5 protein-coding genes are annotated in these 13,373 nt (G+C 67.8%); 3 read left to right on the forward strand and 2 right to left on the reverse strand.

The genetic code is table 11. From position 1 onward, the window contains the following. Positions 1 to 898: 898 nt before the first annotated feature. Entirely contained in the window at positions 899 to 3,946 is a 3,048-nt protein-coding gene (locus EES43_RS30135) for a hypothetical protein (RefSeq protein ID WP_124272220.1), read from the forward strand. Positions 3,947 to 4,139: 193 nt separating this feature from the next. On the opposite strand, the gene EES43_RS30140 is transcribed toward EES43_RS30135, so the two are convergent. Further along, a complete protein-coding gene (locus EES43_RS30140) occupies positions 4,140 to 5,654 on the reverse strand; it encodes a hypothetical protein (RefSeq protein ID WP_124272221.1) in 1,515 nt (504 codons plus the stop codon). Between the two features lie 20 nt (positions 5,655 to 5,674). Beyond that, the gene (locus EES43_RS30145) at positions 5,675 to 6,502 is read right to left on the reverse strand and encodes a sigma-70 family RNA polymerase sigma factor (protein WP_124272222.1); all 828 of its coding nucleotides are present in this window, start codon (positions 6,500 to 6,502) and stop codon (positions 5,675 to 5,677) included. A gap of 202 nt (positions 6,503 to 6,704) precedes the next feature. Between EES43_RS30145 and EES43_RS30150 the strand changes: the two genes are divergently transcribed. Together EES43_RS30150 and EES43_RS30155 are read left to right on the forward strand one after the other, a co-directional pair. Further along, positions 6,705 to 6,887, forward strand: coding sequence for a hypothetical protein (locus EES43_RS30150; RefSeq protein WP_124272223.1), 183 nt, complete (start codon positions 6,705 to 6,707; stop codon positions 6,885 to 6,887). A gap of 304 nt (positions 6,888 to 7,191) precedes the next feature. Beyond that, complete coding sequence (locus EES43_RS30155) at positions 7,192 to 11,418, forward strand: hypothetical protein (RefSeq protein ID WP_124272224.1); 4,227 nt, start codon at positions 7,192 to 7,194, stop codon at positions 11,416 to 11,418. Positions 11,419 to 13,373 lie beyond the last annotated feature (1,955 nt).

A 13,373-nucleotide genomic window follows, 5' to 3' on the forward strand; every position in this document is an offset into this window, starting at 1 on the left:
GGGGGCGGAGGGGCATAAAGCCCCTAGAGGGAATTCCTGACGGAATTCCTGCCCCCGGAATTCGCCTGACGGCGAATTCTTTGTGGTTTATGCCGGGGCCGCTGACGCGTCCCTTGTTTGGGATGTGAATTCGCCTGACGGCGAATTCTGATGTGGGAGTGATTTCTTTGTTGTTTATGTTGGGCCGCTGGCGCGTCCCTGTTTGGGGTGCGAATTTGCCTGACGGCGAATTCTGGTGTGTGGGTGGGGTTTGTGGGTTGTGTTTTTGCCTGGCGGCAAATTGTTTTCTGTGTTTTGTTTAGCCGCTGGCGCGGCCTTTTGTGAGTCGGTGGTGTGGGTTGGTGGCGTTCCGGTGTTTGAAGGGGTGCGCCTGGCGGCGTTTTGGCGTGGGATGTTTTGAGTTGTTTCAATGGTTTTGTTGTGTTTATGGGTGGGGGTGGGCGGTGTTGTGGTGGAGTGGGTACTTGTGGGCCTGCTGTTATGGGCGTTGGCGGTTCTTTGCTGGGGCCGCTGACGCGGCTGTTGTGCCTTCTATGCGGTGCGGTGGCTTTGCCCCTTGAGCCTTGGTGTGGCTGGCGTAGTCGCCAGGTGGGCCGTGTCTTTTGAGTGGGCTGCAGGCTGGGTCTGGGCGTCGTGTTTGCGGGTGCAGGGCCCTGGGTTGTGGGGCCGCATAGGCAGCTACGGTGGGCCGATGTCCAGTCCTCTTCCTGTCAGCGGGCAGGCCGAGCCGGTGCCGGCTGGGTGTTCAGTGCGTTCGGAGCTCGCTTCTGCCCTTCAGGCCCAGGGTGCTGACGGGCGGCGGGCGCTGAGCCTGTTGTTGGACGCGGCTCACGTCCTGAACGGGCCTGCTGTGTTCCAGGCTCCTTACGAAGTGGCGCAGTCGTGCTTGCGTGGGGCGATGGACAGTGTGGGGAAGATCGCGGGCATGGACTTCCCTGGGCTTCTTAGCGCTACCCGGGCTGTCACCGAGGCGGCCGTGGCCGTGGCCGCTTCGTGGCAGCAAGGTGATGTGGGGGATGGGGATCTCGACGTCCTTGTGGATGCGGTCGCCCAGTTGCACGCCGAGCGGGCCGATCGTGGAGGGTTTCGTACACGGCAGATCGGGCGCTTGGTGCTTGAGCAGACCCGCCAGGAGATGGGGCTCGCTGAGACGGAAGCAGCCCGCAGCTGGAGCGCTTTCTACAGTGCCGCCTCCAGCGTGCTGCACGGTTCCAGGAGCGGGGCGGACGAGGCGCGCCGCCAGTTCGACGGCGTCACTGCCGCCATGGAGCAGCTGTTCCTCGGTTTGCCTGAGCGGGCCGACCGATTGCGGGAGCTTGCCCGACTGGATGCCCCAGTGCAGGAGGACGCGGATGAGATCGCGCGGATGACTGATCCGCGGGCAGGGGCGTACTTCTTCCGGGCGGCCGTGAGCGGGCACTGGCTCGGGTTGTTGTCGCTCTCCCGGCTTCTTCCCGAGGAACGCCGCTGGCCGGCTGCACCGTACCTGCGACGGGTACTGGCCGATGAGCCGGAACGAGTCTGTGGCTGGGTAGCGGAGAACCTGGATGCGATCCGTGCGCAGGGGCCTGGTGCGCTGTCGCAGACGGTCGCTCTGGTGAGTGAGACGGGCATAGCCGCGTGCGGGCTGATGACTACGCTCGTGCGAGCCCATTCCGAGAGGTTCGTCCTGCTCCGCGCCGCGTTGTGGGCCAGAGACATCCCTGTCTCCGAGCGCACCGGAGCGTGGGTCATCGTTGCGGAAAGCATTTTGCGGACCCGTTCGTTCACCACACACGAGTCATGGGAGAGCGAGCAACTGCTGGGGGCTCTGGTCGCCACCGCTCACCCCGATGGTCGGCTGCGCACCGGTCAGGACCGGCTCGGCGGGATCATCCGCTTCGCGCTCGCCGGTGTTCTGGCCGACCATCTGGATGACGAGGCCACGAGTCTGCAGGCCGAGCTCGTCAACGAACTCGCAAAGGTCACGTTGGAGGACCCGCCGCAGCACATGGTGGTGACGCTGATGCGTGCCGTGCTCGATCTCTGCCTGGCTGAGGCGCAGTTGGGTGTGTCGCTCGTGCAGCGGCTGCGAGCAGTGCACGCGAAGCTGCCCGCCACCGCGCACCGGTCACGGCTGGTGGCTGTGCACCTGAGTGAGTGCTGGGCCCACGACAGTCTGGATACGCAGGCTGCGGCCGCGTGGTGGCAGGCCGCAGTCGAGGTCGCCCGGTACATAGGCGGCGGGTCGTGGCCGAGTGCGGACCTGGCCGATTTCCTGGCGCTCCTTGGCACCCGGTGTCCGCAGCCGCTGCGGGCGCAGATGGAGGCAGCGCTCGGGGAAGGTCTGGGTGCGCCGCCGGGCGCGGAGGAGATGAGTGCGTGGGCCGGGGCTTTCCCGGGGCCGGTGCCTGATCAGTGGCGGATCGTTCGAGGACTGTCGGTGGTGCTGCCCGAGGCAGTGCGTGCGCCGTGGCAGCCGCTGCTTGCTCTGTTGGAGGAGAAGTACGGGCCGCCCCCTGGGCGGCCCGAGCCCGTGGTGAAGATCAGCACCTGGGTGGAAGCCTACGGAGGGCTTCAGTTGGAGACCTTCGCGAGCCAGGCCCAGGACGCCGGAATGGTCACTGCTGTTGTTGCGCTCGCCGCTGCGCCTGTCGATGACGACGATGGTGATGGTGATCGCGCCGCCCTCCTGGGCGAGCTCGTCGCCCAGGACCCTCAGGAATGGGCTGGCGGGCCGGGTGCGATCGCGGCGGCCGCCGCGCGCCCGGCTCTGCAAGCCGCCTACTTCAATGCCCTGCACCACGCCTCTGCCAGCGGCTTGCTGGCTCCAGGAATGCTGGGTTCCCTCGCCGAGGCAGCTTTTGCCGTGCGTCCGCAGGACGCCGGCGCTCCGGGAGCCGTCCGGCTCCAGCTGGTCATATGCAACCTCCTGCACCGTACCTGGGATCGTGGTGAGTCCATGGGAGCCGCGGAAGCGGATGCCGTGGTGTGGCTGCACGGCCTGGTTTCGGGCTGGAGCACACCGCGTCTGGGTACTTCCATGCCGCTGGCGGCGGCCACGGTGGTGCCAGGCGGCAGTGCCCTGCTGTCGCTGATCGCGTGGGGGCTGCGGGAGACGGTGCGCAGCGGTCAGGGCCTGCCCGAGGAGCTGACAGCCACCCTGGAAGGGCTGCTGGGTGCTGAGCCGGACGACCAGGCCCTCGCCGTCATCGGGTTCTGTCTCACTCAGCTGCACGTGTGCGACCCGGTGTGGACGGCCGCCCACACCGGGTCGCTCCTGTCTCTGGATGCGGTGTGGCGCCCCGCGCGGGTCTGGCTCGCCCACGGCAGGCCCGACTCATCGTTGCTGGCCCGCCTGGACCGGACCGGCCTGTGGTGCGCCATGTGTGCGTCTGATGCGGAAGGCCCCATCGACCGGGCCTTGCATGCTCTGCTGGACGAAGCCGAGCCCCTGGGCTCTGCTGGGGAGTTCATTGCCGGGCTCGCCGGCTGTCCCGGCGGGGACGAGGGCGTCTCCACCATGCTGTCCCGGCTGGCCACCTACACCGCTCGTGCCGGGAGCGGTGAGGTGGCCGGGCGGGCCGCTGTCCTGTGGCGGGCCGCTCTGGACGCCACTCTGCCCGGGTCCGCGCTGCGCGGGGCGGGGCACTTCGCCTTTGCCGATGCTCTCGATGAGGACACCTGGCTGGAGCTCACTGCCGCTACCCTCGCCCAGCAGCCCAGCCTGCACGACACCGACCGCATCGCCGCACGCGCCGCCCGCACACCGCGCTCCCCTACCGCCCAGCTCATCGCTGCCGCCGCTCTCGACCACGGACCCGTCGACGGCTACCGGCGCACCAGGACCGTCCATTACGCGGCCGCCCTCTACTCCCAGGCCCCTGACAACAACAACCCCGAGCGTGACGCATTGCGGGTGGCCCTGATCAACGCAGCCGCCATCGACGACGCCTATGCGGGCTGACGGGCCTTTACGCGTCGGTCGCATTCGGCGCAACGTGTGTGACAGGCCCACCTTTTCTGTTCACCCGGCTTTCGGGGTAAGTGGGGTCTTCTTCTGACCTGGGAGTAGTAATTCCTCCCGCGGCTGCGCGTGGGTTTCGGTCCACGGAGTTCTCCTTCCGGGAAGCACTCGGAGGTCGTGGCGATTTCCCCCTTTATTGGCGGGATTTCCCTGTCGCTGAGAGTCGTCTGACGGCTGCTTGTACGGTTGCTTTTTCCTGCAGACCCTCGATGCTTTCTTTGTTTGCTGGGAGCACCAGAGTTGAACTGTCACCCTGGAAAAGGTTCAGCAGCTTCTGTGCTGCCGCCACCAGCTCTGTGAATGTTTCATCCGAATCGAGCCGTGGAGGTTTTCCCTTGCAGGTGAATGTAGATAGTTCCTGATTCGACAGGGGGACATGGCAGTCGGTTTGGAAACGTGCCGGGGAAGTCTCTCCGTTCCATCCGTGATGCTTGTCGGCAGGGCAGTAAAGTTCCTCGAGGAGAGCGTTGCGGGTGACTGCCAGAATTCTTTCTTTCAGCATCTGATGTTCGTCAATAAATGCTGAGCGCACGGCGTCCCGGCACGTCGCCGCAGCCAAGCGGTCGCGCCATCCGAGGGGCGGCTGCAGCACGAGTCGGAGCACGAGGTGTTCCCACCCGGTGCCCTGCATCGGGTGGGCCGCCGCCCCCGGCTCCTGGTGGGAGTCCAGGCGGTCGAGCCAGGAGCGTCTTGCGTTCCATCCGCCGCTCCCCTGCCCGGCGAGAATGCGACGGAGTTCGCAGGTGAGCGCAACAGCAGCAAGGTATTCCCGTGCAGCAGCAGGCCGCCAGGTCTCCTGCCCCCGCGGCCGCGCCCGGGGCGCAGCCACCACGTACAGCACCTGGCTGGCGTCGAGGTGCTCGCTCTGCCACGGAGTGAGGTCGGCGCCGCTCGCCCGCATCAGGAGACCGGATGCCCCAGGGGCGAGAAGGTTGGTGCCATCGCGCCGGCCCCGGGCGTCCCTGCCGCCGCCTCGTTGGTGGTCGGTTCGTGCGCGGTTTCCTGCACCGATGCGGGACAGGGTGTCGAGAAGGTCGCTGTAGAGGTTTCCGGAATGCGAATACCGGACTGCCTCCAGTCCTGCGCCCAGCTCGTCCGTACCGTCGAATCCACTGCTCGGGTAGAATGTGTATTTCCTGTGGAACCTCACGTTGCCAGGATTCCCAGGAACGGGAACAGCTTTTCCTGCGTCATGCACGGAATGTTCCTGAATTACATTTTCATAAATCCTTTCTGCCGCTTCGGCGAAGTGTTCTGCTGAGTCGTCAGGCCATCCTGAAGGGGAATTGTTCAGGAAGAAAATGGGCGTGATGATTCTGGTCACGAAGCTTACGGTAAAGCTGTTCAGTTGCTCTGAATTGTGTGACCTGCTGCCATCATCCTGTCGCTCGTGGTCCAGGTCCTGTTCCTGCTCGTGACGCTGCGTCGGGGGTTGTACTTGATCCACGTCCAGCTCGGCCGGAGGTTCGACGCGCTCGATGCGACCGGGGTCAGCGGCGTCCTGGCGGGCAAGGCGGGAAGCGAGGTGTTCCTGCACAGCGGAAGGTGTAAGTCGGCGCAGCGCCTGCACCCGCGGGGCCCCCAGGCTGGAGGCGTCCAGCAGGGCGTCGAAGGCGTCGTGGCTGATGGCCACCTGGTTGGCATCCATGGCCCCTCCTGTCTGGGTTGTCATCGCGTGCCTCCCTCGCTGTACTGCTCGCGGATCTTGGTGCGTACGCGGGCAAGGCGGCCTTCCAGCTGCTTCACGCTCAGGTCGGCGAGTTTGGCAGCGTCCTCCTGCGTGCATCCCGCTCCGCGCCAGGCCACGGCCACGCGGAGTTCGGGCGTGGTCAGCAGCGGCAGGATGCGGTCGATCGTGTCGTTGACGACGGCGGTGTGGCAGGGATCCGCGGCACGCTGGTCGGGAAGGGCGAGGACGGGGTCGTCCTCGAGCCCGGTACAGGTCTGCGCAGCCCGGTCCCTGGTGTGCTGCTTGCTCCAGGCCACGTAGACCCGGCGGAAGGCGAAGATGCAGGCGCGCACGTAGTAGGTCGTCAGTGCCGCCCCTTTTACGGGGCTCCATCTTCCGCGGACCAGTGCGTTGGCACGGAAGGTCTCCAGACCGTCCAGGACGGAGTCGGTCACCACCCCGTAGCGGTCCTCCCAGGGCCAGTCGGGGACGATCAGGGCAGCGGGGACCGGACACCCGTTGTCACGGGCCTGGCGGAAGATCTCCCCGGTCTGGGTCCAGTTGAGCAGGACAGGCCAGGCGTACTCCATCAGCCGGCCGGCGAATTTCTCGAACATCGGCCCCTCGAAACCCTGCCCGTGCAGGATCCGGACCAGCTCGGCATCCCTGGCACGGCGGTCGGCCCGCTCGAGTCCGCTCTCGCCGGGGGCACCCGGGGCCATGAGCTGTTCGAGACGGTCGAGGTCGCCTTCGAGCGTGAGCAGTTCCGCTCCGCCGTGCAGGGACAGGCCGAAATGGTGGGGAGTGCCCGCCGCATCGTCAGACATGTGCACTCCTTTGTGCCGCGGCCGGATCGTCGGTTGACTGGGTTTGCCTCACCCCCACCTCATAGGGCCGAGCCGCGCTTTTCCCCTCGGCTCCCCCGCGCATCCCTTGCGTGACATGGGTCACCCGAGGGGGGCGCGGGGCCCGTTCGCTACAGCATCAGCGAACCCGGCCGGTGGTGTCGGGCTTTCTTACGGAGCTGCTGTGAACGACCACGATCCCCTTCTCGACCAACGCACCGCTTTCGTCCTCCTGCTCGGCGTGCTGGCCGCCGTCGGGGCGGGTGCGCTGACCCGCCTCAACGACGGCACCCTCGCCGCAGGTGTCCTCGCCGCCGGGGGTGCCTTCGCGGCCGCGGTGTATTTCTTCCACAAGATCATCCGTTGATCGGCCGGCCGGCTGATGTCTGTCTGCTTCCACATCTCCCAGGGGCGGGTCCGGTCGGCGGCGTCTGCGGCACCTTGGCCGCCCCGTGCCTGAAGACGCCGACTGCGTCCGGGTGATGCCCTGTTGCGGAGGGGCAGCGGGTGCCGGGCCGGGCTGATTGTCAGTGCCTGACGGTACGTTCACGGCGTGAGGCCTGGCTTCGGTGGCGGGTACGGCGGCCCGCGGGCTGTGGCCCGCACGGTGGTCAGGTCCATTCCCCTGAGCCGGAAAGCGGCGGCGGGCTGCGAGCGAGAACGGGGTTCGGGTGAACGAGCATCAGTGGGAGCGGGCGCTGGAGACGGGGCACCGCAACCGCGGGATCATCGAGCTGGCCCATCACCACTGCACCCGGATGCAGTTCCGCTACTCCGGCGGCCACGGCCTGGCGGAAGCGGAGAGCGGGCTGCCCATCGACATGCGGGAGATCTACTGCGAGGTCGGCGGCCACGGCAGCATGGCCAGCAACCTGGAGCTGATCGCCGGAGACTACGTGCGCGAGCACTGCCGTGACTGCCCCTCACGTGCGCCGACGGGCCGGATGCCCAATCTGCTCACCGTCGTGGACGCCTCGGATGCCACCGCCGAACAGCAGCATCAGCAGCACAAGGCGCTGCAGGAGGCGGCGGCGCTGCAGGCACGGCGGCGGCGTGCCGCTCGGACGGCGCTGCTGGCGGCGAACGATGCCGGAACGCACCAGCTGCGTGAGGACCTCAACATCGTTGACTCCCCCGGTCACAGTCCGGATGAACGGGTTGCCGCTGCACACCGGCGGCTGGCCGTTGCAGCCCGCCGGGCCCCCGATCTGTTCTCCGGCGATCTGGTCGGGCAGCTGTTCCCGCTGGTGCGTGAACAGCATGAGGACAGGCTGCTGACGCCGTTGCGTTCCCTGGTGCGGGCTGGTGTCACCCGGGCGGACCAGGTGGCTGCGCTGGCCTGCGAGGTTCTGCGCGTGCGGCCCTCGTCCGAGGCTGCCGCCTGCCTGGTCGACTTCCCCCGCTCCTACGGGCCCCAGGACATCACCCGTGAAGTGATCATGTCGTGTGTGCGTCTGGTGGCCGGGCCCGTGTACACGCGGTCAGGGCGTCGGCAGAGCCCGCGGTCAGCCGATCCGGCCGGTCTCATCGCGGTAGCCGACGCGCGTCTGCCGTTGGCCTTGGACCTGGTGGCCGAACTGTTGACCGCTTCCGTACCCGGGCGGCCCGCGCTGGTTCTTCCCGCGGGCAGTGCCGGGCGTACCACCGGAGCCGCGGTGCAGCCGGTGCGGGAGGCGGAGGTACGGCGCCATCAAGGGGCTGTTGCGGCACGCCTGTTGCTGGCAGGCGGGCGTTGCAGGTGGCAGGACATGTCCGGGTCGTTGCGCGAGGCCCTGGCGCAGCCGGACGCGGACCATTTCGATCTTGTGCCTTCCATGGAGGTCGCTGCGGCGGTGGCTGAGGCCATGCTGGGCGAGTTCGAGGTGGTCTTCGCGGATCTTGCCCGCGTGACCCCTCGTTGCGCCGAACACGCCGAGCGGTTGGTGAAGTGTCTCGATCACCTGCGGCGGCTGCTCAGCCAGGACGACCGGTTCCTGCGCCGGCAGGTGGCCCCCGAGGTGCGGGAGGCCGTTGCCCCGATGCTGTGCCAGGCGGCCGTCGGTCTCCTGGACGGCCGGTGGGGGCAGGAGGCGGGATTCGAGGTGGCCACACTGGTGGACGATCTGGCGAAACAGTTCCCTGAGGTCATGGCGGTCCACGCGGAGACGTTGCTGGGCCACATGCTCCTGCTGCGGACCCCGCCCACGCCGCACAGCGCGCTGGTGCACCCCTCCTCCGCGACGGGTGTTCCCCCGGTGCTGGAGCATCTCAGCCGGGAACACCGGGTGCAGGCCGTACTTCGGGAGGTGCGCAGTGCCCTGGCACGCTGCGCGGGACAGGCTCCGGTGCACGTCCTGGATGCGGTTCTGGCTGCGGACGCCGCCACGGATCAGTATGTGCAGGCCGGACAGCGGACACCGGAGCAGGTGCGGTGGATCCGCCGTGACTGCCTGGAACTCGCCTGCCGGATTGCCGGCAGGTACGCAGAGCGGCCCGGTGTCGTGGCGCGGACGCTGCCGCTGCTGTACCGGCGCCTGCTCGGCGAGGACACGCTGCTGCGGGCAGCAGCCGTGGAGGGCTGGGCCGGGCTCGCACAGCGGCATCAGCTGCCCGGCAGTCTGGCCGACTGCGGGCCCGTCCTGATGCAGGACCCCTATGTGGCCGTCGTACGGGCCATGCTGACCCACGGCCGCCGTCTGCTGCACGACCAGCACATGTGGTCCCTGATCAATCTGGCAGCGAGCGTTGCTACCGCCTACCAGGATGACGCGGAACGGCAGGACCTGGTGGCCCTGGCGCTCGACGTGATCTTCTACGAACGCACGCGGTGGGACGCGGCGCAGGTTCCGCAGGTCGAGCTGTGGATTCTCGGCAAGGCTCAAGCGCTGTCCGCGCACCGCTCCGAGCGGCTGGCGGACCGTGCCGGGTGGAGCAGCACCACGGCGTGCAGCGAGGCGATGGCCGCCGTGCGGATGGCTGCGTTGAGCGACCCCGACCTCAACGACCCGTTCAACAATCATGACGATTTGCGCTATGTCCTGCTGATGGACACGGCCGGCGGAGGGGTGCATGTGCCCTTCAGCAAGTTCCAGGAACTGGTCTCTGCCGACGGGCTGTGGGATGCCGTGGTGCTGGTGGAGGTCCTCCAGCGGTTCGGGCGCTGGTCGCAGGCACATGCCCTGGCGTGCCACGTGAACGAGCTGCTGCCCCCTGTGCCCGCCTATGACGGTCACCGGGACCTGCTGCGGCCCGTGCTCGATCACGCCCTGTCCCAGGCCGATCCGGCACACCGGTCCGGGCACACGCCCGTGTGGCCTCTTCCGGAACATCAGGGCGACCTGGAAGACGTCTTTGTTGCTCAGCGTGACCTGGCGGTCCATGCGCGTCTGGCGCTGCGCGGTGAAACGGCCGGCGTGATCGCTGCTCCGGGTGGGACGGATCCCGCTGCCCGCAGGGTCGCGGCGGCATCGGCACGCCTGGAGGACATCGCCTGCCGCGTGGAGCAGGACCATCTGCCATCCACCGCCACGGCCGGGTTCCTGCGGGTGTGGGCGGGATCTCTGCGTGTAGCGGCGTATCTGATGCGGGCTCACGAGGCGTTGCGCCGGGCGGACGCGGACCAGGAGCGGGCACATGCCCAGGCTGCCCGGGTCCGTGCCGAGGAGCTGCGGGAGGAGCTCGAGGGCAGTGACCCGCTGCACGGTGCGCTCGCTGTCTGGCTCGAGCAGGTCCTGGCGGGGGGCGTGCGGGGCGACCGGCTGGCCGGGCTGCTGGCCGATGTGCCGGTGCCGCTGCGGGCCGCCCGCGGCGTCACTGCGCGGGGCGGTGTCCCGGTGCCGTCCGCTGACGCGGCGGCCGAGGAGGATTTGGTGCTGGTCTGTCTGCTGTGGCTCGACGAGCGCCGTGTCACCCACGGCCAGGTCGTCCATCCCGCGCGGGCTTACACGCTGCGCGTCGAGTTCCGCATGGATGCCTGGCCGGACTGGGCCGACCGTCTGGAGGTCGAGCTGCTGTCGGTGTTGAGCCCTGACGAACTGGTCGTGCCGTCCTTCTCCTTGTCCCGTCCTGCGTCCCCCGCCGGCGGCCGCGCGGAGGAAGGCGAGGACGGCGTTTCGGTTGGCGGTGAAGGCACACTGGTCGTGAGATTCGCCCTCGGAGCAGGGCAGCCGCCTCAGGCGGTCCGGGTGGTGGCACGCTTCTGGTCGCAGGAGGGCAGGGTGTGTGCCGCGGACCTGGCCGGCTACCCGGAGCTGCGTCTGCGCCCCTTCGACTCCACCCGCGACGCGCTGACCTCGCTCCCCCAGATGGATTTCCGCCTGCTCACCCTGCACGAGAGGGTCCGGGAGTTCACCGAGGACGAGGAAACCCTGCAGGCATTCGGGCGCCTCTTGGCCGCCGTCACCGCCGTGGCCGCCGAACTCACCTACGACCAGCTTTTCCGCCGCGGCAGGTATGTGACCGAGGCCCGCTTCCACGACGAGGTCGAGCAGCGCCTCCAACAGGATCCGCTCCTCGGCGGCCGGGTGGCCCGCGCCACCCGGCAGGGGCTCGGCATCACCGACGTCGTGCACGACGGCGTGACCTGTGAACTCAAAGTCGAACGCAGCAAGCACTTCGACATCGACCGCTCCCGCCGGTATCTGGGCCAGCCCACCCAGTACGCCTCCGCCGTCCAGCAGCAGCTGTCCATCCTGCTGGTCCTGGACAGCACCCGCAAGACGCAACCGGTCGGCATGCAGGAGAACTACCTGTGGCTCATGCGACCGGAACTCCACGGTGCTCCTGATGCTCCGGCGCCCTCACTGGTGGCTGTCGTCGTGGTCAACGCAGGGCTCCCCGTTCCCAGCAACTGGTCGCGTCGCACCATCGCCGCCACTCAGATCGACCTGGCCAACGGCGCCTCCAGCGGGCCCGTCTGAGCCCACACCAGGTGAAGCAGGGCGCCTGGGGCCCAGTCGTCGGCGGCAGCTGATCGGCTGCGGCCAGGTGAACCAGTCTCGCCTCCGGTTCAGTTTCGTGGTGTGGCCACGCCGAGTGACGACCGAGGGCCGTTGCGGCAACCGGCTTCGCCAGGAGATCCCCCTTCATACCTTGCATTCCAAAACGCCGAGGCGCAGCAAAGCCTTCGATTCCACTGGGGCGGGCTCAGGTCCGGCTCCGACTCCGAAGCAGGCCCTGAAGCCGTCGGCCGCTTCCCTTCGTGAGCCTGCTGGCTCACGCCCCCGCCTGCGTGCGGCCTGACGCGCACAGGTCTCGTCTCCCCTGCCGAGACTCATGTTGGGGCCGAAGCCACTTCCGCGCTCGGCGGCCTTGCGGGCTCAGGGCCGCTCACAGGGCCTCGTCGGTGCTCTGCAGGATGTGCGCTGGCGGGTTGTCCAGGTAGTCGTTGAGGAGCTGGAAGGTTCGCAGGTGTGAGGGCAGTTGCTCGTACCAAGCCAGACCGCGGGTGTTGCAGGCGTGACAGAGCAGGCCACGGACGCAGGTGCCGCATCTGGTGTCCCCGGGGCAGCAGCTGTGGTCGTGGTCGAGGTGCCATGCCGCTTGTCCTTTGTTCGTGCGGCAGATGCCGCAGAGTTCCTCCTGCCTTTCGGCGAGTCGGACAAGGAATTCGACGGTGACGTTGAACTTTTTCGACTGGCTTCGCAAGGAGGCGCAGGAGGGGCAATACGGTTGGGGAAGACCGTCCCGGCGCACCCTGAATGTCTCGATCGGAAGGATCTTGGTGCAGGCTCTGCACTCGCTGGTGTCCTGGGCGCGAAGTTCGGCTAGGTACCGGGGGTCCCGGGTGCTGCGGACAGGGTGCAAGACGCGTCCTTTGCGGCGTTGCGTGTAGTGGGCCCGGCACAGGCCTTGACCCAGGTGCGGTCTGTCGCAGCCCGGGAAGTCGCAGCCGGTCTTGGGTTGCTGCACCGGCCTCATTTCGGTGCCTCGCTGGGATTGTGTGTAGTGCGCTCTGCACCATCCCCGTGCGTCCTGAAGCTTGTCGCACCCGTCGAACGTGCAGGGCTGGCCGGGAATGTGCAGGGGGCGCAGTTCGCGTCCTTGCCGGTATTGGGTGTAGTGGCCTGGGCACCAGCCCCGGGTGGTGGCGTACTTGTCGCAGCGGGGGAAGGAGCAGTCGCGGCCACCCGGCTTCTTCAGAGGTGCCAGGGAGCGGCCCAGGCGGTTTTGGCTGTAGTGCGCCGAGCACAGGCCCCGGGCCTCCGCTGGAAGGCCGCACTCCTCGTAACTGCAGGGGCTGGGTGCTTTCGCCGGCAGGGGCTTCAGGGGCCCTCTCCTGCTCTGGGAGTAGTGGGATCCGCACAGGCCAGCGGTTCGTGCGGGCCTGGGGCATGTTTCGAAACTGCACGGGCTCTCGGCCTGTTTCGTGCGCAGTGGGCGCAGTTCCTGGCCTCGCAGAGTCTGGGTGTAGTGCCCGGTGCACCATTGCTTGGACTTGGATGGTTTGTCGCATCCGGGGAAGGCGCAGAGCTCGCGTCGGGTGCCGGTGGGGGTGAAGGTGCCCAGCGGGCGGAGGGACTGCCCGCGTTGAACTTGGGTGTAGTGCCCGTTGCACAGTCCGCTTCGCCCCTTGCAGGGGTGTGTGCATCCTGAGAAGGTGCAGTGCTCCGGGCGTTGGTCGGCGGGCCTGTCGTCCAGGAGTAGTGGCCGCAGAGGCTCGTTGCGCCACAGTTGGGTGTAATGCGCGGCGCACAGTTGCTTCGCGTGGTAAGGCCTGCTACAGCCGGTATATGTGCAGGCGGCGGGGTTACTGAGGGAGCGCTCGCGCAGTTCTGTGAGTGGCTTCCCTGCCGTTTCTTGGTTGTAGTGTCCGTTGCACAGCCCGCGTGCCACGACCTTGCCCGCGCATGGCGTGAAACGGCAGTTGACGCTG

It is taken from the genome of Streptomyces sp. ADI96-02, from assembly GCF_003846185.1.
In the GTDB taxonomy this organism is placed as follows: Bacteria; Actinomycetota; Actinomycetes; order Streptomycetales; family Streptomycetaceae; genus Streptomyces.